At 60.8% G+C, this 20,773-nt stretch carries 17 protein-coding genes; 3 read left to right on the top strand and 14 right to left on the bottom strand.

Translation table 11 applies throughout. The features are described 5' to 3' along the window. Positions 1-211 precede the first annotated feature (211 nt). From QF043_RS22340 to plsB, 3 genes are read right to left on the bottom strand one after another with little or no spacing between them, the layout of a single operon-like run. Positions 212-901 carry a DUF4197 domain-containing protein gene (locus QF043_RS22340; protein ID WP_307420213.1) on the bottom strand — a complete coding sequence of 230 codons (690 nt, stop codon included), beginning with the start codon at positions 899-901 and terminating at the stop codon, positions 212-214. 39 nt (positions 902-940) lie between these two features. Beyond that, on the bottom strand, positions 941-1,342 hold the full coding sequence (locus QF043_RS22335) for a YbaY family lipoprotein (RefSeq protein WP_307420212.1): 402 nt from the start codon (positions 1,340-1,342) through the stop codon (positions 941-943). A gap of 50 nt (positions 1,343-1,392) precedes the next feature. After that, the gene (plsB, locus tag QF043_RS22330) at positions 1,393-3,897 is read right to left on the bottom strand and encodes a glycerol-3-phosphate 1-O-acyltransferase PlsB (RefSeq protein WP_307420211.1); all 2,505 of its coding nucleotides are present in this window, start codon (positions 3,895-3,897) and stop codon (positions 1,393-1,395) included. Between the two features lie 182 nt (positions 3,898-4,079). On the opposite strand from plsB, the gene QF043_RS22325 reads away from it, so the two are divergent. Further along, positions 4,080-4,289, top strand: a complete 210-nt coding sequence (locus tag QF043_RS22325) for a cold-shock protein (RefSeq protein WP_003219353.1) — start codon at positions 4,080-4,082, stop codon at positions 4,287-4,289. Positions 4,290-4,426: 137 nt separating this feature from the next. Here QF043_RS22325 and QF043_RS22320 read toward each other — a convergent pair whose 3' ends face one another. The 4 genes from QF043_RS22320 to QF043_RS22305 form a co-directional block, all read right to left on the bottom strand. Further along, positions 4,427-4,804 carry a hypothetical protein gene (locus QF043_RS22320; protein WP_307420210.1) on the bottom strand — a complete coding sequence of 126 codons (378 nt, stop codon included), beginning with the start codon at positions 4,802-4,804 and terminating at the stop codon, positions 4,427-4,429. 54 nt (positions 4,805-4,858) lie between these two features. Next, complete coding sequence (locus QF043_RS22315) at positions 4,859-5,668, bottom strand: putative RNA methyltransferase (RefSeq protein WP_307420209.1); 810 nt, start codon at positions 5,666-5,668, stop codon at positions 4,859-4,861. Next, entirely contained in the window at positions 5,668-6,819 is a 1,152-nt protein-coding gene (gene dapE, locus QF043_RS22310; protein ID WP_307420208.1) for a succinyl-diaminopimelate desuccinylase, read from the bottom strand. The genes QF043_RS22315 and dapE overlap by 1 nt, the downstream gene beginning before the upstream one ends. Positions 6,820-7,068: 249 nt before the next feature. Continuing rightward, entirely contained in the window at positions 7,069-9,660 is a 2,592-nt protein-coding gene (locus QF043_RS22305; RefSeq protein ID WP_307420207.1) for a glycosyltransferase, read from the bottom strand. A gap of 217 nt (positions 9,661-9,877) precedes the next feature. Here QF043_RS22305 and tcdA point away from each other — a divergent pair, with 217 nt between their 5' ends. After that, a complete protein-coding gene (gene tcdA, locus QF043_RS22300) occupies positions 9,878-10,693 on the top strand; it encodes a tRNA cyclic N6-threonylcarbamoyladenosine(37) synthase TcdA (RefSeq protein ID WP_373460721.1) in 816 nt (271 codons plus the stop codon). Between the two features lie 120 nt (positions 10,694-10,813). Here tcdA and QF043_RS22295 read toward each other — a convergent pair whose 3' ends face one another. From QF043_RS22295 to QF043_RS22280, 4 genes are all read right to left on the bottom strand, one after another. Next, entirely contained in the window at positions 10,814-11,227 is a 414-nt protein-coding gene (locus QF043_RS22295; protein ID WP_307420205.1) for a SufE family protein, read from the bottom strand. Further along, positions 11,224-12,429, bottom strand: a complete 1,206-nt coding sequence (locus tag QF043_RS22290; protein WP_307420204.1) for an aminotransferase class V-fold PLP-dependent enzyme — start codon at positions 12,427-12,429, stop codon at positions 11,224-11,226. Before QF043_RS22290 ends, QF043_RS22295 begins: the two co-directional genes overlap by 4 nt. Positions 12,430-12,492: 63 nt before the next feature. Continuing rightward, a complete protein-coding gene (dapD, locus tag QF043_RS22285; RefSeq protein WP_307420203.1) occupies positions 12,493-13,527 on the bottom strand; it encodes a 2,3,4,5-tetrahydropyridine-2,6-dicarboxylate N-succinyltransferase in 1,035 nt (344 codons plus the stop codon). A gap of 31 nt (positions 13,528-13,558) precedes the next feature. Further along, positions 13,559-13,867, bottom strand: coding sequence for an arsenate reductase (locus QF043_RS22280; RefSeq protein ID WP_231982825.1), 309 nt, complete (start codon positions 13,865-13,867; stop codon positions 13,559-13,561). Positions 13,868-14,144: 277 nt separating this feature from the next. Here QF043_RS22280 and QF043_RS22275 point away from each other — a divergent pair, with 277 nt between their 5' ends. Then, positions 14,145-15,788 carry a Na+/H+ antiporter gene (locus QF043_RS22275; protein WP_307420202.1) on the top strand — a complete coding sequence of 548 codons (1,644 nt, stop codon included), beginning with the start codon at positions 14,145-14,147 and terminating at the stop codon, positions 15,786-15,788. A gap of 19 nt (positions 15,789-15,807) precedes the next feature. On the opposite strand, the gene QF043_RS22270 is transcribed toward QF043_RS22275, so the two are convergent. From QF043_RS22270 to QF043_RS22260, 3 genes are all read right to left on the bottom strand, one after another. After that, positions 15,808-16,518: a M12 family metallopeptidase gene (locus QF043_RS22270; protein WP_307420201.1), complete on the bottom strand. Its 711-nt coding sequence runs from the start codon at positions 16,516-16,518 to the stop codon at positions 15,808-15,810. Between the two features lie 167 nt (positions 16,519-16,685). Beyond that, positions 16,686-17,882 (bottom strand): succinyldiaminopimelate transaminase, encoded by a 1,197-nt coding sequence (gene dapC / locus QF043_RS22265; RefSeq protein ID WP_307420200.1) that lies wholly within the window; start codon positions 17,880-17,882, stop codon positions 16,686-16,688. A gap of 140 nt (positions 17,883-18,022) precedes the next feature. Continuing rightward, positions 18,023-20,725 (bottom strand): [protein-PII] uridylyltransferase, encoded by a 2,703-nt coding sequence (locus QF043_RS22260; protein WP_065928974.1) that lies wholly within the window; start codon positions 20,723-20,725, stop codon positions 18,023-18,025. Between the last annotated feature and the right edge of the window lie 48 nt (positions 20,726-20,773).

Here is a 20,773-nt window from a genome sequence, read left to right as displayed (position 1 = left end):
AGTCCGGCCATACGCGGGCTATACCCATCCAACCCAGACCCACCATGACAGGCCGTATCCACAGCAACACACGTTCCACGAGCTGCCTTCATCCTACAGGCCTACCTATCCGCTTTTTACGCTGAATCGTTAATGGGCCTGGCCTGAAACAACTGCGCCAAGGCCCGTGGTAAGCGGCCTTGGCGCAGTAGATCCAGCATGTTTGAGGAGCTTACAGCGCGCCAAACACCTTCTTCGCCAGGCTGGTGGCCGCGGCCGCCGGGTTTTTGCGAATGGTTTCTTCCTGCTGCGCGATCATCTTGAACAAGCCGTCCAGCGCCTGTTCGGTCACGTAGTTTTCAACGTTGGCACTTTTGGCATCCACTGCGCCAAATGCTGCCGCCTTGCCGGCCAGAGCGTTGTACTGCTGAGCAACCCCAACCTTGTCGGTAGCCGCCTTGACGATCGGCAGGAACTTGGCGCGGATCTGTTCGCGGCTGCTTTTATTCAGGTACTGCGTCGCCGAATCCTGCCCGCCGCTGAGAATGCCCTTGGCGTCGGTCACGCTCATGTTTTTAACCGCATTGACCAGGATCGGTTGCGCCTGGGTCACGGCCGTTTCAGCGGCCTTGTTCATGCTGGTTTCCAGTTGCGTGACCTGGTCACCCAGGCCGAACATCTTCAGCTTGTCGGCGACTTTGCCCAGCTTGCCTGGCAAGCCGATCTTCACTTCGGGGTTGTTGCTGAAACCACCGGGCGTTCCCAGTTGCTTCACGGCGATCTGAGCGCCTTGGGTCAGGGCGTCCTTGAGACCGCCGGAGGCGTCGCCCTGGGACAGGCTGCCAAGGTCCAGGGCCATGGCGTTGGCACCGAGCAGCAAGCCGGCACACAGGGCAGTGAGGCGAAGAGAGTGACGGAGCATGAGCGCTTCCTTATGTTCGGGCTTATGGTCTGGAAAAGGTCAGTGTGCGACAGCATCAACGCGCAGGCGCAGAGGTTGTTGGTCCTTGCCATCGAGCTGCACCGCGTGGCGTTCGGTGGTAATAAACAGTAGCTTGCCATCCAGCTCGATGCGAGCGCTCACCGAGTAAGTGTGGCCGGGTTTGACCTGCGCCGGGTCGTAGCTCAGGTGAAACGGCAGCGGCACCTGGCCTTTGACCGGGCCTTTCTGTTCGGCCAGGGTCACCGCCGGCGCGTCCATCAGCGACACGTCCTGCAGGCTGACGCTCAAGGTGGCCGTGGGCGGCAAGGCGATGCGTTGCAGGTAGAACACTTCGCCGTCGAGGCTGGCCTTGGGGGCTGGAGTCATGGATTGGCAGGCTCCGAGCAGGGCGGTAAGGCCCAGGAGGATGATCTTTTTCATGTACAGCTCCTTTTCAACGGCGCCGGAAACAGCCCGGCGCCTCAGTCAATCTAGCGGCTTTCTGCCGGTTCCACAGGCGCTTCAGCGGCGCCGTCGACGCGATGCAAGGCCACCTGGCGAATCGACAGGCGAATCTCGGCAGGCAACACGCGTTTGGCCGCGCCTTCCGCCAGTTCACCCAGCAGGTCGTGGTAACTCAATTTCCCGGCCTCGTCGCGGCGCAGCACATCTTGCTCCAGCAATGTCTGGATAAAATGTCGGAAAAGACTCTTGTCGAAGAACTCCGGCGCGTTCAGGCCATGCAGGATCGACAGGCGCTGGGCCATGATCGTGCACAAGTCTTCCAGCTCTTCGGCGCTGATGCTGTTCTGGCCGCTGTTAAGCAGCAGCGAGATTGCCATGTAGAAGCGTTGCAGGGTCTGGGCGATGCTCTTGGACAACAGCGTCAGCAGCACAAAGTGCCGCGAACTCGGGGCCGGGCGCAGGTATACGTTGTTTTCAAAACGCAGCAGGCCTTGTTCGACAAAGGCTTCCAGCCATTGGTCGACGACCGCGTCCAGCGCCTCCAGCGACCAGCGAATAAACAGCTCCGATTGCAGGTACGGGTAGAGCGCGCGGGTAAAGCGCAGGATCTGTTCGCGGCTCATGCGCGAGCTGCTCTGGAAAAAGCTCGCCAGCAGCGCCGGCAGGGCGAAGATGTGCAGCACGTTGTTGCGGTAATAGGTCATCAGGACGGCGTTCTGCTCATCCAGATACACAATCTTGCCCAGAGCGTCACTCTGCTCCGAGAGCAGGTTCATGTCCTTGACGTGCTTGATCAGCGCCAGACCATCGCCTTCGGGCAAGGTGGTGTGCGGCGAGTAGGGCACGCGGCGTAGCAGTGCCAGGTACAGGTCCAGCTGGCGGGCCATGGCTTGTTCATCCAGGGCCAGGCGTGTGGTGGAAAGCAGGGCCAGGGCCACCAGGTTCACTGGGTTCACGGCTGCGGCTTCGTTGAGGTGGCGTGCCACCTGCTCGCCGAGGCGGTTGGTGGTTTCGTTGAGCCATGCCGGTTTGTAGTTCGGGCCCAGCTCCTGGGCACGCCAGTCCGGCTGCTCGGCGTCGAGGAACTCGGCCAGCTTGATCGGCTCGCCGAAGTTGACCGCGACCTGGCCAAAGCGCTGCTTGAGCGCGCCGACCACTTTGAAAATATCGAAGATCGATTCTTTCTTCTTGCTCGCCCCGCGCAACTCGCCCAGGTAGGTACGGCCTTCGAGCACGCGTTCATAGCCGATATACACCGGCACGAACACGATTGGCATGCGTGAGGAGCGCAAGAAGCTGCGCAGTGTGATCGCCAGCATCCCGGTTTTCGGTTGCAGCATGCGCCCGGTGCGCGAGCGCCCGCCTTCGACGAAGTACTCCACCGGGAAGCCCTTGGTGAACAGGGTGTGCAGGTATTCGTTGAACACCGAGGTGTACAGCGGGTTGCCCTTGAAGGTACGGCGCATGAAAAACGCACCGCCACGGCGCAACAGGCTGCCGATCACCGGCATGTTCAGGTTGATGCCGGCGGCAATGTGCGGCGGGGTCAGGCCGTTTTTGAACAGCAGGTACGAGAGCAGCAGGTAGTCGATATGGCTGCGGTGGCATGGCACGTAGATCACCTCGTAACCCTGGGCAACCTTTTGCACACCTTCGATATTGTTGACCTTGATGCCGTCGTAGATCTTGTTCCAGAACCAGCTCAAGACCACTTCCAGAAAGCGAATGGCGGTGTAGGTGTAGTCCGACGCGATCTCGTTGCCGTAGCGCAGGGCCTGGGCCTTGGCTTTTTCCGGAGTGATTTTTTCGCGTTCGGCCTCATCTGCAATCGCCTGGCGCACCAGCGGCATGTTGACCAGGCCTTTGACCAGGTTACGGCGGTGGGACAGGTCGGGGCCGATGACCGCAGTCTTCAGGTTACGAAAGTGCACACGCAAGATGCGCTGGGCCATGCGCACGGTGCGTTCGTGGCCTTTATTGTGCTCGATCAATTCACGCAGGTTGATAGGCGCGGAGAATTGCACACGGGTCTTGCGACCCAGGATCAGGATGCTCAGCAAACGGCGCAGGCGGCCGGTGACCGCCCAGCTGTCGGCAAACAGCAGTTTCCATGGGCTGGATTCGCTTTCGGGCGACTGCCCCCAGAACACGCTGACCGGAATGATTTGTGCATTCTCTTCGGCGTGCTCGGTCAGGGTGTTGACCAGGCGGGTCAGGGTCGGCGGCGCGCCGCGCTTGTCCTGGCGGCCGAGCCAGTCGGGTTCCGGCGTGAGGTAGAAAAACGCCGCCGGTTCCATCAGCGGGCCCACCGATACCGGCAGTACCGGGCGCGGCAGGCCGGCCTTGGTGCATTCCTTGTCGACCACCGCCAATTCGGTGAGAGAAGGCGATTGCAGGACGTAAAACACCGGCCGGCTGCGGTCCAGGTTAAGGGTTAGGGACGACTGATTGATCGTCTCCGAGCGAACCCAGAGGTACAACAGTCGGCGCAAGGTGCCAAACACCAGACGGCGGAACGGGGAGCGGGTCATAGGCGTGCTGCTTCAAGTGGAAAAAACCGAGCAGGCGCTCGGGCGGGTAGTGTGCCGTATTCGCCGAAAATCGGCAAAAAAGCAGCGATGTAAACTTGAGTTGATCGTTTTTGAGCCTGTCTTATACTCGGCAGTTCAATGCGAGCGACTCAACAATAAAAATGCATGTGGGAGTAAGACAGATGGCAACGCGTGAAACCGGCAATGTGAAGTGGTTCAACGATGCAAAGGGCTATGGCTTTATCCAGCGTGAAGACGGCAAGGATGTGTTTGTGCACTACCGCGCCATTCGCGGTGAGGGCCACCGCTCATTGGCCGAGGGTCAGCAGGTGGAATATGCCGTGGTCACCGGCGAGAAGGGCTTGCAGGCTGAGGATGTGGTGGGCCTGTAACACCCTTGTCCTGCCAACCCAATCAACGGTGGGAGCTGGCTTGCCTGCGATGCAGACACCTCGGTATATCAGTCAGACCGCGGTGATGCTATCGCAGGCAAGCCAGCTCCCACATTGATTGGGTTTTCAGGTTTGGGTTATGCAGTTTTCCAGGTGATCTGCTCTTCACCGTCGGCGCTGATGCGAATCCAGGTATCAGCGCTTTCCTCACCTTCCTCCTCAACCCAGGTACCCGGCGCGCAGCGCACTTCGACGTTCAGCGCGGCAAAGGCGGCGCGGGCGCAGGCGATGTCGTCATCCCACGGCGTCTGGTCGCTTTCCAGGTACAGGCTGTTCCACTTGCCCACAGCTTTTGGCAGCCAGGTGACCGGCACGTTGCCGGCCTTGCACTTGTAGGTCTGGCCTTTCTGGACCCACTCGGTGCACGGGCCGAGGGCAGTGCCCAGCCAGGCGGCGATGGCCTTGTAGTCGACCTCGGCGTCTTTCAGGTAAATCTCGATATCAGGTTGGCGCATGGATGTTCCTCGTTGCGGGATTCGAAAATCCATTCGCGGATACTTAAAAGTCGGTTATTGAAGCACGAAATAATCGTAGCGCATCGATACGGTGACCAGCAGCGGCTCGGCGGCCTCGATCACGTCAGCACGGCGCTCGGCACTCGCACGCCAGCCGTGGGGCGTCATCGCCAGCAGGTTGGCGCGGTCCCGGGGCTCGATCAGGCTCAGGGTGAACTCCAGCGTTTCACTGTGCGCCAGGCTCATGCCTTCGGGCACCAACGCCAGATGCTTGTCGTCGGTGTATTCACGCACTTCGTCGTACAGGCGTTCGCGCAGTTCCATCAGGTGGCCGGCAGTCGGGCCGACCTTCATCAAACCGCCGCCGGGGCTGAGCAGGCGCTTGGCTTCGTCCCAGTCCAGAGGGCTGAACACGCTGGCGAGAAACTGGCAACTGCCCGACGCCAACGGCACGCGGGCCATGCTGGCGATCAACCAGGTCAGCGCCGGGTTGCGTTTGCACGCGCGTTTCACCGCTTCCTTGGAGATATCCAGCGCATAGCCGTCAGCGTGGGGCAGGGCGTCGGCGATTTGCGCGGTGTAGTAACCCTCGCCACATCCGATGTCCACCCAGCGCTGCGGCGCGCGCTCGGCGGCCAGTTCGGCCAGGCGCTTGGCCACTGGCGCATAGTGCCCGGCATTGAGAAAGTCGCGGCGTGCCTCGACCATGGCGAGGTTGTCGCCTGGGTCGCGGCTGTTCTTGTGCTGCACCGGCAACAGGTTCAGGTAACCCTGGCGCGCACGGTCAAAACGGTGCCCGGCCGGGCACGCCACGCCGTTATCCACCGCGTTGAGCGGTGCGCTGCAAAGGGGGCAGGCGAGCATCAGGCGAGCAACTTGATCAGGGTTTGGTAGTAGATTTCGGTCAGCACATCGAGGTCGCTGGCCAGGATGCGTTCGTTAACCTGATGGATCGTCGCGTTGACCGGGCCCAGCTCCACGACCTGAGTACCGAGGGTGGCAATGAAGCGCCCATCGGACGTGCCGCCGCTGGTGGACGCCTTGGTCTCGCGGCCGGTAATCGCCTTGATGCTGGCCGAAACAGCATCCAGCAGCGCGCCCGGCTCGGTGAGGAATGGCAGGCCCGACAAGGCCCATTCAACGTGCCAGTCCAGGCCGTGTTTATCCAGAATCGCTGCCACGCGCTGTTGCAGGCCCTCGACGCTGGATTCGGTGGAGAACCGGAAGTTGAACACTGCCGTCAGGTCGCCCGGAATCACGTTGGTGGCGCCGGTACCGGAATTGAGGTTGGAAATCTGGAAGCTGGTTGGCGGGAAGAAGGTGTTGCCATCGTCCCAGTGCTCGGCCGCCAGCTCCGCCAGCGCCGGTGCGGCCAGGTGGATCGGGTTCTTCGCCAGGTGCGGGTACGCCACGTGGCCCTGTACGCCGCGCACGGTCAGGGTGGCACCGAGGGAGCCGCGACGACCATTTTTGACCACGTCGCCCACCAAGGTGGTGCTCGACGGTTCGCCGACGATGCACCAGTCCAGACGCTCCTTGCGGGCCGCCAAGCGCTCGATGACCGCTTTGGTGCCGTGGTGCGCCGGGCCTTCTTCATCGCTGGTGATCAGAAAAGCCACCGAGCCCTTGTGGTCCGGGTAGTCGGTGACAAAACGCTCCGAGGCCACCAGCATTGCCGCCAGGCTGCCTTTCATGTCCGCCGCGCCACGCCCGCAGAGCATGCCGTGTTCGTCGATCAACGCGTCGAACGGGTCGTTCTGCCACGCCTGCACCGGGCCGGTTGGCACCACGTCAGTGTGACCGGCAAAGCACAGTACCGGGCCTTCGTGTTTGCCATGGGTGGCCCAGAAGTTGTCAACGTCTTCGATACGCATCGGCTCAAGTGCAAAACCGGCGTCGCCCAGGCGCTGCATCATCAGCTTCTGGCAGTCGGCATCGATCGGCGTCACCGAGGGGCGACGGATCAAGTCGATGGCAAGTTGAAGGGTCGGCGAAAGGTCGGCATGGGCCGTCATGGGGAAACTCCGGGAAGCGTGTAATGGGCGCGCAGGACGAATGTGCTGAAACGGCGCAGATCCAATGTGGGAGCGGGCTTGCTCGCGAATGCGGTGCGTCAGCCAATACATCAGGAGCTGACCCTCCGCTTTCGCGAGCAAGCCCGCTCCCACATAAAGCAATCGGCGCCTGGCTGATCCAACAAAACGGCCGTTATCTTATAGCAAAACGGCGGCCAGAGGCCGCCGTTTAGTGCATTGCGCAAGTTTTTACTCAGCGGGTGCCGGCTCAACCTTAGGTGCAGGTTTTGGCAGCGATGACAGGAACGCCATGATCAGCGCCGCCACATACGGCAGCGATTGCACCAGCAGCATCACCACCCAGAAGCGTATGTCATTGCTCGGCAGGCCCTGCACCAGGTAAATCCCCAGTGCGGCGCCCCACAACAGCAACATGATGAACATCTCTTCGCGGGCTTCGGAAATGGCTACCCAGAAGCCGTGGTTATCGGCGTTTTTCGGTGTGCGAAAGAACGGAATACTGGTGGTGAAGAAGCCATACAGCACCGCCTTGGCGATGGTGTGTGACAACGCCAGCCCGGCCAGCGCCGCGCAGAACGCATCTTTCAAGTTCACTCCCACCGCACGGCGGTAGAGGAAGATGATCTTGCCGACCTTGAACACAAACAACGCCAACGGCGGGATCGCGAAAATCAGCAGCGGCGGGTCAACACGGGTCGGCACGATGATCATCGCCGCCGACCACAACAGGGCGCCGACGGTGAAGAAGATGTTCATGCCATCCGCCACCCACGGCAACCAGCCCGCGAGGAAGTGGTAACGCTGGCCACGGGTCAGCTCGGTGCCCTTGCCGCGCAACAGGCTGGCGGTGTGGCGCTTGATGATCTGAATCGCGCCGTAGGCCCAGCGGAAACGCTGCTTCTTGAAGTCGATAAAGGTATCCGGCATCAAGCCCTTGCCGTAACTGTCGTGGTAATACGCCGCCGACAGGCCTTTTTCGAATACCCGCAGGCCAAGTTCGGCGTCTTCACAGATGCACCAGTCGGCCCAGCCGAGTTCCTCGAGCACCGAGCGACGGGTCATGGTCATGGTGCCGTGCTGGATGATCGCGTCGCGGTCGTTGCGGGTGACCATGCCGATATGGAAGAAGCCTTTGTATTCGGCGTAGCAGAGCTTCTTGAAGGTGCTTTCGTTCTGGTCGCGGTAGTCCTGCGGCGACTGCACCACGGCGATTTTCGGGTCGGCGAAGTGCGGCACCATGTGCTTGAGCCAGTTGGGCGACACGCAGTAGTCCGAGTCGATCACCGCGATCACTTCGGCATCCTTGGCGGTGTGCGGAATCAGGTAGTTCAGCGCGCCGCCCTTGAAACCGGCCAGGGGCGAGACGTGGAAGAACTTGAAGCGCGGGCCGAGGGTTTCGCAGTAGTCGCGCACCGGCTCCCACACGGCCGGGTCCTTGGTGTTGTTATCGATGATCAGGACTTCGAAGTCCGGGTAATCGAGGGCGGCCAGGGCGTCGAGGGTCTGTTTGACCATCTCCGGCGGCTCGTTGTAGCACGGCACATGGATCGAGACTTTCGGGCGGTAGTCCGAATCGCCTTCCACCGGCAGGAATTCACGCCGGCGCTTGTGGGTCCACACCGCTTCCGCCAGTTCGTGGGCTTCGGTGAGCAACACGATAAACACGCCCAGCGCACCGAGGGCCAGCAAGATGCCAACCGTCACACTGAACCAGGTGCTGTATTGCTGGCTGTAGTCGTAGCCGATCCACACCAATACCGAACCACAGAGGAAGGCGATAAAGGTCAGGAAGGTACGGCCACGCTGGCGCAGGGCCGAGCCGTCGATCATCAGCAGGGTCAGCGACAGCAGTGCCAGTACCACCGAGCCGATGGCCAGCACGCGCCATTGCGGGATGGCGACGACCGGGCCTTCAAAGTTGAATTTCTGCTGGCGCGCAGCGTTATAAACGCCCCAATAGGCACCCGCCGAACCTTCGTCACTGACTTTCCACGGCTGATCGAATGCCTCGATCACGAAGTAGTTGTAACCCTGGCGGTTGAGCTTGTTGACCAGCGTGCGCAGGTAAATCGCCTGGTCGGCCGGCGAGCTTTCATTGCCACCGCGCATCCGGCCGTTGCTCGGCCAGCCCACTTCCGAGAGCAGCAGCGGTTTTTTCGGGAACAGCTTTTTCAGGTCGCGGGCACGGTCGAGGACGTACTGGCCGGCCTTGTCCATGGGGATGAACTCCCAGAACGGCAGGATATGCGCGGCGATCAGGTCGACGTGCTTGGCCAGTTGTGGGTTCTTTTCCCAGATGTGCCATTGTTCGGAGGTGGTCACCGGCACTTTCACGGCGGCGCGCACCCGGTCCAGCAGCACGATCAGCGCCTCTGGGGTGATTTCCTCACGGAACAACGCCTCGTTACCGACCACCACGCGCACAACGCTGCGCGAGGTGTTGGCGATTTCGATGGCGCGCTGGATTTCACGCTCGTTGCGTTCCAGGTCCGGGCTGATCCAGATCCCCAGGGTCACGCGCAGGCCGAACTCTTCGGCCAGTTTGGGGATATCGCCCAACGTGCCGTCCACCGAGTAAGTACGGATGTTGTCCGTCAACTTGCTCATGATCGCCAGGTCCTGGCGCATCTGGTCGTCAGTGGGGTACTGGTCTTTCTGCGGGAACTGGCCTTGTTGGAACGGCGAGTAGGAGAACCCGGAGATCTGTTCAGGCCAGTTAGGGGTGGTGACCGGGCGGTTGATCAGCGCCCAGAAGCCGGTAAACAGCGCGGCAATTGCCAGCACTACCACCAGGTTGAGTCCAAATTTACGCGATGACATGGCTATTTCGGGTTCCAAAGGGTGTGGAACGAAAAGAGGTGTCGGCCTACGCCGAACGGCGCGCATCCTACACCGGCCTTCAACTGAGCGTACAGCAGACAGAGAAAAGCCGGACGTTAGTCAGCGAAAGACCTTCTAAGTTCTTTACTTGTAGCTGGAAGCTTCGAACTTGTCGCTGCGTAGTCCATAATGCGCGCCGGTTTTTGGGGTAATGGTCATGAGCACAGAAGATCCACGGTTTGCAGGCGTCGCCCGCTTGTATGGCATTGAAGGCATGGAACGCTTGAAAGCGGCCCATGTGGCGATCGTCGGCGTTGGCGGCGTGGGCTCCTGGGCGGCGGAAGCCATGGCCCGTTGCGGCGTGGGCGAGATCTCGCTGTTTGACCTGGACGATGTCTGCGTCAGCAACAGCAACCGTCAGTTGCACGCCCTGGACAGCACCGTGGGCAAGCCCAAGGTCGAAGTGATGGCCGAACGCCTGCGCGCCATCAACCCGGACTGCACGGTGCACGCGGTGGCGGACTTCGTCACGCGCGACACCATGGCCGAGTACATCACGCCGAATATCGATTGCGTGATCGACTGCATCGACGCGGTCAACGCCAAGGCCGCACTGATCGCCTGGTGCAAGCGCCGCAAGATCCAGATCATCACCACCGGCGGCGCCGGCGGGCAGATCGACCCGACGCTGATCCAGGTCTGCGACTTGAACCGCACTTTCAACGACCCACTGGCCTCGAAAGTGCGCTCCACGCTACGCCGCGACTACGGCTTTTCGCGCACCGTGACCCGCCATTACAGCGTGCCGTGTGTGTTCTCTACCGAACAACTGCGCTATCCCAAGCCGGACGGCAGCATTTGTTTGCAGAAGAGTTTCGTCGGTGACGGCGTGAAGCTGGACTGCGCCGGTGGGTTTGGCGCGGTGATGATGGTCACGGCCACGTTCGGCATGGTGGCGGCGACCAAGGCGGTGGACAAGATTGTGGCGGGGGGGCGCAGGCCGTCGGAGCGGGTTAAACCTACCCAGATCTAGCTGTCCTGCACAAATCTAAATGTGGGAGCTGGCTTGCCTGCGATAGCTTCACCGCAGTCTGACTGATAGACCGAGGTGCCTGCATCGCAGGCAAGCCAGCTCCCACACAAGCCCGCACATTTAGTGTTGTGTACGGCTTAATTCGCGCATGCGCTGCAGTACCGCATTCAAGCCGTTACTGCGCGACGGCGACAGCTGCCGGGAAAGCCCCAGTTGAGCAAACCAGTCCGGCAGGTCAACGGCCTGCAACTCACTTGCCGACAACCCATTGACCCGTGCCAGCAGCAACGCCACCAACCCACGAATCATGCGCGCGTCGCTGCTGGCGGAAAATTGCCAATGACCATCGCGCAAACGGCCGACCAGCCACACCAGGCTTTCACAGCCCTGCACGAGGTTGGCCTCGACCTTCTCGTCATCCGCCAGCGCCGGCAGTCGCTCGCCCCATTGCATGAGCATGCGGGCGCGCTGCTCCCAACTGCCTACTGCCTGAAACGACTCAAGTGCACTGACGGCATCCACTGGCAGGCTCATCGCAACATATCCAGCGCCTGATCCAGCGCTTCAAAAAAGCGCTCCAGGTCATCGGAGTCGTTGTACAGCGCCAGGGACACACGGATCGCTCCGGACAAGTGCATGCCTTTGAGCAACGGCATTGCGCAGTGGTGGCCGGCCCGCACGGCAATGCCTTGCTCGGTGAGCAAGTGAGCCAGGTCGGCGTTGTGCACGCCCTCCACCACGAAACTGGCGAGTGCCACCTGTGGGGAGCCGAGTACGCGCACGCCATTGCGCGCTTTCAGCCCGCGCAGCAGGTAGTCATGCAGGGCCGCTTCATGCGCGACCACGGCCAGCGGGTCCAGTGAATTCAGGTAATCCAGCGTGGCGCCCAGGCCGATCACACTCGCAATCGGCGGCGTGCCCGCCTCGAAACCCAGTGGGGCAGGGCGAAAGCTCGCACTTTGATACTCGGCCTGCTGCACCATCTCGCCGCCGAACTGCCAGTGGCGCAGGTGATGCAGCGCTTCATTACGGCCATACAGCACGCCGACGCCGTCCGGGCCGTAGAGCTTATGGCTGGAGAATAGATAGAAGTCGCAACCCAGCGCCTGTACGTCGTGGCGACCATGGACAATGCCTTGGGCACCATCGACCACGGTCAAGGCGCCGTGAGCCTTGGCCATAGCCAGCAAGGCCTCCAGGGGTTGCCAGGTGCCGAGCACGTTGGATAGCTGGCTCACTGCCAGCAAGCGCGTGCGCGGGCCGATCAATTCGGCGGCGGCTTGCAGGTTAATCAGGCCATCATCGCCAAGGGGCAAGACCACCAGCGTGAGCGCGCGACGTTTGGCCAGTTGCTGCCAGGGCAGCAGGTTGGCGTGGTGTTCCAGGGCGCTGATGACAATTTCATCACCCGCATTGAATAAGTGCTCAAGGCCATAGGCCAAGAGGTTCAGCGCAGACGTCGCGCCGTGGGTAAACACGATTTGCCCGCTGTCACCTGCGTTCAACCACTGCGCGACCTTGCTGCGACTGTCTTCAAACGCCTGGGTCGCATGGGCTCCCGGCAAATGCTGGGCTCGGTGCACATTGGCTGCGCCATTGGCGTAGTAATGGCTGATGGCATCCAACAGGGCTTGGGGTTTTTGCGTGGTGGCGGCGTTGTCCAGGTAGGTCTGGTCTTGCCGTTGCAGGGTGGCGATGGCCGGGAAATCGGCGCGCCAGGGGGAGGGCACAAGCATGGTCTTAAGACTCGTATAAGCGAGCCCCAGGTTTGGGGCCCGCTAGTGGCATCGAGTGGCTGCTTAGTTGTGAGCGTGCAGCGCTTCGTTCAGTTCGATCGCCGATTTGTGGGTTTTGCACTCCACGGCACCGGTCTGGGAATTGCGACGGAACAGCAGGTCCGGCTGGCCGGCCAGTTCGCGCGCCTTGACCACTTTGACCAGTTGGTTGTGCTCGTCGAGCAGGGCAACCTTGGTGCCGGCCGTCACGTACAGGCCCGATTCCACGGTATTGCGGTCGCCCAACGGGATACCGATACCGGCGTTGGCACCGATCAGGCAGCCTTCGCCCACCTTGATCACGATGTTGCCGCCACCCGACAGGGTGCCCATGGTGGAGCAACCGCCGCCCAGGTCCGAACCCTTGCCGACGAACACGCCTGCCGATACACGGCCTTCGACCATGCCCGGGCCTTCGGTGCCGCCGTTGAAGTTGACGAAACCTTCGTGCATCACCGTGGTGCCTTCACCCACGTAGGCACCCAGGCGGATGCGCGCGGCATCAGCGATACGCACGCCGGCTGGCACAACGTAGTCAGTCATTTTCGGGAACTTGTCCACCGAGAACACTTCCAGCAGCTCGCCACGCAGGCGTGCTTCCAGTTGGCGTTCGGCCAGTTCGTTGATGTCGATTGCGCCCTGGCTGGTCCACGCCACGTTCGGCAACTGCGGGAACACACCGGCCAGGCTCAGGCCGTGGGGCTTGACCAGGCGGTGGGACAGCAGGTGCAGCTTGAGGTAGGCCTCAGGCGTGGAGGTCAGTGCGGCGTCTTCGGCCAACAGGGTCGCGACCAATGGGGTGTGGCTTTCGGCCAGACGGCTGAGCAGTGCGGCCTGGGCCGTGTCGACACCTTTGAGCGCGTCAGCCAGTTGCAGCGCCTGGCTCACGGTGAAGGTAATAGCCTGGTTGCCTTCGGTGTAACCGAGGATCGGCGCGATGGCGGCAACGATCTCGGTCGACGGGTTGAGCAGCGGTTGTGCGTAAAACACTTCCAGCCAAGCACCTTGGCGGTTCTGAGTGCCGACGCCGAAGCCCAGGCTGAACAGGGAATTGGACATGCTGTTACCTCTACAAAAATGGAAGGCTGGCCTACTTGAGGGCCGCCGAATAACTATCTGGCTTGAAGCCAATCAGGGTTCTGTCACCGAGATCGAGCACCGGGCGCTTGATCATCGAGGGTTGTGCGAGCATCAATTCAATGGCTTTCGACTGATCGAGATCGGCTTTGCGTTCGTCTTCGAGTTTGCGAAAGGTGGTGCCCGCACGGTTCAAAACCACCTGCCAACCGTGCTCATTGCACCATTGGGTCAAGTGTTCGCGGTCGATACCGGCCGTTTTGTAGTCGTGGAACTCATAGCTCACAGCGTGCTCATCGAGCCAGGTGCGCGCCTTTTTCATGGTGTCGCAGGCTTTGATGCCGAAAAGGTGCAAGGTTTTGCTTGAAGCGGTCAAGGAATTGCCCCCTTTGGACGTATGAAAGTTAAAGGTCACGGATTATGCCACGACCAGCGGGTTTGGGTGCCGCTCGTCATACTTGCCGATGATTCAGTGCGACCTATGTGCAAAAGCCGTTGCGCAGCCATGCGGGTAACATAGCCGGTTAATATGGCACTTCAACGGCCAGTTGTTGCCTGATCGGTGTCATAGCAAGTCGATTGTCCGGGAAAACCGCGTTATGCAAACCGCCTACACCGTTCTTATCCTGCTGATGCTGGTCAGCGTTTCGCGCCTTGTCGGGCGCATTATTCCCCTGCCGCTGCCTTTGGTGCAGATTGCCGCCGGGGCCTTGCTGGCCTGGCCGACGCTGGGGCTGCACGTAGCACTGGACCCGGAGCTGTTCCTGTTTCTGTTCCTGCCGCCGTTGCTGTTCTCCGATGGCTGGCGCATGCCCAAGCGCGAATTGTGGCGGCTCAGAGGCCCGATCCTTACGCTGGCGGTGGGGCTGGTGCTATTTACCGTGGTGGGCGCCGGTTACTTCATTCATTGGATATTGCCTACGATCCCATTGCCGGTGGCCTTCGCCCTGGCGGCGGTATTGTCCCCGACTGACGCCGTGGCGGTGTCGGCCATTTCCCAAAATCGCCTGCCAAAACCTTTGATGCATATGCTGCAAGGCGAGGCATTGATGAATGATGCCTCGGGTCTGGTGACTTTCAAGTTCGCCCTGGCTGCCGCGTTGACCGGTGTATTTTCCCTGGCGGATGCCAGCCTCACTTTTGTGCTGGTGGCGGTAGGCGGCCTGGCCGTTGGCGTGGCGCTGAGTTGGCTGGTCGGCCGTTTACGCGCGTGGATGATCGCGCGGGGCTGGGACGACCCGGCCACCCACGTGGTGTTTATGTTGTTGCTGCCGTTCGCAGCCTACGTGCTGGCCGAGCGCCTGGGCGCATCGGGGATTCTGTCGGCGGTGGCGGCGGGCATGATGCAAAGCTGGCTCGACTTGCTGCCACGCCAGACCAGTACGCGTTTGCTCAACCGCAGTGTGTGGTCGCTGCTGGAGTTTGCGTTTAATGGCCTGATCTTCCTGCTGCTGGGCCTGCAACTGCCCGACATCATCAAGGCCGTGGTCAGCCATGAGCCGACACTGTGGCCAACCTTGCTGTATCGCTGCCTGGATGTGGTCGCGATTTTCCTGGTGTTGGTGGTGTTGCGGTTTATCTGGGTGCAAAGCATCTGGCGCCTATCAGGATTGCTCCGGCGCTTGCGTGGGAAAAGTGAGCTCACACTGGTACCGACGGCCCGTTCCTGCTGGCTGTTGACCGTGGGCGGCGTGCGCGGTGCGGTGACGTTGGCGGGTGTGATGTCGGTGCCATTGCTGCTGGCGCCGGGCCAGGATTTTCCCGAGCGCGACCTGCTGATCTTTATCGCCGCCGGCGTGATCCTGCTGTCGCTGGTGGCCGCCTGCATCGCGTTGCCGCTGCTATTGCGTGGCATCGAGCAGAGCCCCGATGAAAAGCGCCATAACGAAGTGCGTGAGGCGTGGAAAAAAACCGCTGTAGCCGCCATCCACGCGCTGGAAGCGGACGAGCCTGGCGAAACCGAAACCCCAGACGCCGCCCAGGCAGCACTCGCGACCGAGCTAAAGGCGCGGCTGATGTCGGAATACCGTCATCAGTTGGAAGTATTCAACGATTCGGCCGAAGCCCAGGCGCTGGCGCACCAGATGGACTTGCTTGAGCGCAAGTTACGCCTAAAGGCCCTGCGGGCTCAGCGGTTGGAGTTGTACAGCCTGAGCCGTCATCACCAGATAGGTGATGACGTGTTGCGCGAAGTATTGGCGGATCTGGATATGAGTGAGGCGAATCTGGGGGTGATGAAGTAGTTGTGTGCACCGCAGTACCTTAAGGTTTGGGGTACTGCGAGGCGATGTGAGACTTATCCAGTTTTGTCAATCGGGTGGGCCAAGGGATTGCCGGCTGCTTCCATAGCGCGTCACTGCTGAAGCCGTAATGCATGATTGATTTATTATCGTATTCGGAGGCAGCGACGTTTTTTTCATCAAGGGGTTGGAGAATGTCTTTATAGATGGCTTCATTCGATCCATGGCCTCTAAAGTGTCTGTAGATGACCGGCGTATTAAAATCAATCGTTCTATTGGGGTGTTTATGTTCGTGATGCAACCCAAGGGCATGCCCGAACTCATGGGCTGCAACGGCTTCGAATCTTGGGTTGTCGTAAGGGTTTGGCAACACCATGGTCGGTAGGTAGAGGGGCACCTTTTGCGCGTCGGTTCCAATTGCAGAGCTGCCTGAGTGAGTCTCCCCATAGTCCAGTGCGATGCGTATATCGCCCTCTTCCCCTGGAACAAATTCAAAGGTCAGGTTGATATGCACCAACCAAAGATTCGCAGCCTTTTTTATGTGCTCCAGCGCTTCTTCGTCGGCATCATAGACAGCAATCTTCAGCGTGGAATTTTGCGGCCAGTATTTGTCGGGTGCTGAAACAGCGCGAGTTTTTCTTGAGTGGGATTTATCCGGGGGCGCTTGATATATATCACTGTCGTGAGTGCGTGTGGGGGTGAAACCAAGCGTTGCTGTGCTCAGGTTTGTCATCGTGCCATGTCCACATTGTTCAAAACGTTAATGAACATTGAGTGGTACGTGTGGCTGATAAGATTCCACCGATTATCTTTTTTACGCAAATGGCTACTTATGCAGCGCAGTGTCGATCATATGGCGCTGCCCGCACTTTATTTACAGTGCGGGCAGCGCAGGGATGTTTAGCGACGGCTTATGAAGTCGCGAATGCGTTCTGCCGCTTCCACACACTCCGCCAACGGCGCCACCAGCGCCAGGCGCACGCGCCCGGCACCCGGGTTGAAGCCGTCGACTTCGCGCGACAGGTACGAACCCGGCACTACGGTCACGTGTTCTTCCACAAACAAGTCACGACAGAACGCGGCATCGTCGCCCTTCACATTCGGCCACAGATAGAAGCCGCCGTCTGGGGCTTGTACATCCAGCACTGGCTTGAGAATCGCCAGCACGGCGTCGAATTTCTCCCGATACATGTCACGGTTGGCCAATACGTGAGCTTCATCCTGCCAGGCAGCAATGCTCGCCCGCTGGGTTTGCACCGGCATCGCGCAACCGTGATAGGTGCGGTACAGCAGGAAGGCCTTGAGGATATCGGCATCGCCAGCCACGAAACCCGAGCGCAGGCCCGGCAGGTTGGAGCGCTTGGACAGGCTGTGGAACACCACGCAACGTTTGAAATCCCGGCGGCCCAGTTCCACGCAGGCGCTGAGCAGGCCTGGCGGCGGGGTCTGTTCGTCGAAGTACAGCTCGCTGTAGCACTCGTCGGCCGCGATCACGAAGTCATATTCGTCGGCCAGGGCGATGAGCTTTTTCAGGGTCTCGACCGGGATCAGCGCGCCGGTCGGGTTGCCGGGTGAGCACAGGAACAGGATCTGGCAGCGTTTCCAGATGTCTGGCGAGACGGCGTCGAAGTCCGGGTTGAAACCATTACTGTCCAGGCACGCCAGGTAATGCGGCTTGGCCCCGGCCAGGAACGCAGCGCCTTCGTAGATCTGATAGAACGGGTTGGGGCTGACCACCAGTGCATCGTCAGCGCGGTTGACCACGGTTTGGGTGAAGGCAAACAGCGCCTCGCGGGTGCCGTTGACCGGCAGGATGTTGCGCGCCGGGTCCAGCCAACCTGTTGGCACGTTGAAGCGCCGCTCGCACCAGGCACCGATGGCCTCGCGCAGGGCCGGGATGCCCAGAGTGGTCGGGTATACCGCCATCTGGTCGAGGTTATCCGCCAGGGCCTTGGCTACGAAGGCTGGGGATTTATGCTTCGGCTCACCGATCGACAGCGCAATCGGGCGTTTGTCCGGGTTGGGCGTGACGCTGCCGAGCAGGGCGCGCAGTTTCTCGAACGGGTAGGGCTGGAGCTGGTTCAGGGCGTTGTTCATGTAAGCCTCTTACGGTAAGCACGGGCTCTGTGGGAGCTGGCTTGCCTGCGATGGCATCACTGTGGTCTGCCTGTTAGACCAAGGTGTCTGCATCGCAGGCAAGCCAGCTCCCACATGAATCGTGTCCACAAAGTTAAAAATCAAATGGTCAGTCTGGTCAGCTCGACACCCGGTTCCTGGGTCACGCTCAACTGCTGCACGATGGCTTCCTGCAAGCGCAGGCACAGCTGCGGGTCGGACAGCGGTTGGTTGTCGGCGTCGGTAATGAAAAATACGTCTTCCACGCGCTCTCCCAGGGTCGCAATCTTGGCGTTTTGCAACGACAGGTCGAATTCCAGGAAGATCCCGCCGATGCGCGCCAGCAAGCCTGGGCGGTCGGGTGCGCTGAGTTCCAGCACTGTGACCGGGCGCTGGGCATCGTTGGAAATGGTCACCTGGGGCGCAAACGCAAAGTGCTTGAGCTGGCGCGGTACCCGACGCTGGATGATGGTCGGGTAGTCGTCCGGGTTGCGCAAAGCCTCGGTAAGGCCTTCACGGATTTTTTTCACGCGTGCGGGGTTGTCGCCGATCGAGTCGCCGTCGGTGTCGAGCACGATATAGGTGTCGAGGGTGAACTGGCTGCTGGAGGTGATAACCCGCGCGTCATGGATGTTCAGGTTGAGCTGGTCCATGGCGGCCACGGTCACGGCGAAGAAGTCGTGCTGGTCCGGCGCGTAGATGAAGATCTGCGTGCCGCCCTCGAATTCACGCTGGGTGGTTTCCTTGATCAGCACCAGTGGCCCGCCGTCGGCCGGCTGCTGCAGGATCGCGTCACTGTGCCAGGCCACGTCGCCGGCGGTGTGGCGCAGGAAGTAATCATCGCCCAGTTGCGACCATAGCTGTTCAACGTCATCCGGGTCGTTACCGCCGCGCACGAGGATATCCAGGGCCGCGCTTTGGGTGCGGCGGATCTGCTCTTCGCGGTCTACCGGGTTTTCCAAGCCACGGCGCAGCGCGCGCTTGGTCTCGGTGTAGAGCTGGCGCAACAGGCTGGCGCGCCAGGAGTTCCACAGTGTCGGGTTGGTGGCGTTGATGTCTGAGACGGTCAGCACGTAGAGGTAGTCGAGGCGGGTTTCATCGCCGACGATCCCGGCAAAGTCATGAATCACCTGCGGGTCGGACAAGTCTTTGCGCTGGGCGGTGGTCGACATCACCAGGTGGTTCTGCACCAGCCAGACGATCAGGCGGCTGTCCCACAGCGGCAGTTGGTGGCGCTGGCAGAAGGCTTCGGCATCGACCGCGCCCACTTCGGAGTGGTCGCCATGCCGGCCTTTGCCGATATCGTGGTACAGGCCGGCCAGGTAGATCAGTTCGGGCTTGGGCAACTTGGCCATGAGCTTGCTGGCCAGCGGGAATTTCTCCGACACCTGGGTGTACTGCAACTTGCGCAGGTGTTTGATCAAATTGAGCGTGTGGGCGTCCACGGTATAGATGTGGAACAGGTCGTGTTGCATCTGCCCGACGATAAAGCCGAACTCCGGCAGGTAGCGCCCGAGAATGCCGTAACGGTTCATGCGCCGCAGGTTGCGGTGGATGCCGATCTTGCACTTGAACAGTTCGATAAACAGGCTGGTGTTGCGGATATCGTTGCGAAATTCATCGTCGATCAGGTGACGGTTTTCCCGCAGCAGGCGGATGGTATCGGCGCGCACGCCTTTGATTTCCGGCTGCTGGGCCATCAGCACGAAGATTTCCAGCATGGCGAACGGCGTGCGGCGGAACACATTGTCGTTGCGCGCCTCGATATAGCCGTCGTGCAGTTGGAAGCGCGAGTTGATCGGCAGCGGCGGGGCTTCGTCCTCCGGGGCCAGAATCACTTCTTCAAAGTGCTGGATGATCAGGTCGCTGAGCTGGGCAATGCTCATGACCACGCGGTAATACTGCTGCATGAAGCTTTCGATGCTGGTTTTGGCGTCCTCGCCTTCAAACCCCAGCAGGGTGGCGATGGAGCGCTGGTGGTCGAACAGCAGGCGGTCTTCGGAGCGCCCGGCGAGCATGTGCAGGGCGTAACGCACCTTCCACAGGAACTCCTGGGACGAGGCCAGCAGGGCATTTTCGCTCTCGACCAGAAAGCCTTCGCCGGCCAGGGCGCGCAGGTTGAGGGTGCCGTATTGGCGACGGGCTACCCACAGGATGGTCTGGATGTCGCGCAGCCCGCCCGGTGAGCCTTTGACGTTGGGCTCCAGGTTGTATTCGGTGTCGTTGTACTTGTGGTGCCGGGCTTTTTGCTCGGCACGCTTGGCCAGGAAGAACTCCTTGCTCGGCCACATATGCGCGGTGCTGGTGACCTCCAGCATGCGCTGGCGCAGGCGTTCGGGACCGGCGATGGTGCGGCTTTCCATCAGGTTGGTGATCACGGTGAGGTCGGCGCGCGCCTCTTCGGCGCACTCGTCCACCGAACGCACACTCTGGCCGACTTCCAGGCCGATATCCCACAACAGCGTCAGAAAACGTTCGATGGAATCGCGAAAGATCTCATGGTCGGCACTGTCCAGCAGGATCAGCAGGTCGATGTCGGAGTAAGGGTGCAGCTCGCCGCGACCATAGCCGCCGACCGCCACCAGGGCGATGTCGGCGTCTTCACTCCAACTGAACTGTTCCCAGGCCTTTTGCAGGATGTTGTCGACGAACCAGGCGCGGTCCTCGATCAGCCGACGAATGTCGCGGCCGCTGCGAAAGCGCGCATCGAGCACCTCGCGGGCCTGGCGGATAGCCTTCTTGAAGGCGGCGATGGGGCTTGCCTTCAGGGCCAGTTCGGCCTGGAACTGGCCACGGTCGAAGAGTTCGGGATCCACCTGGGGCATCGATCGGCTTTCCTATCTGTCTATGGAGTCAGTCACAACGGTGTAGCT

It is taken from the genome of Pseudomonas sp. W3I7 (genome assembly GCF_030816095.1).
In the GTDB taxonomy this organism is placed as follows: domain Bacteria; phylum Pseudomonadota; class Gammaproteobacteria; order Pseudomonadales; family Pseudomonadaceae; genus Aquipseudomonas; species Aquipseudomonas salomonii.
Note: the sequence above shows the minus strand (reverse complement) of the source record. Positions and strands in the feature narration are given on the sequence as shown.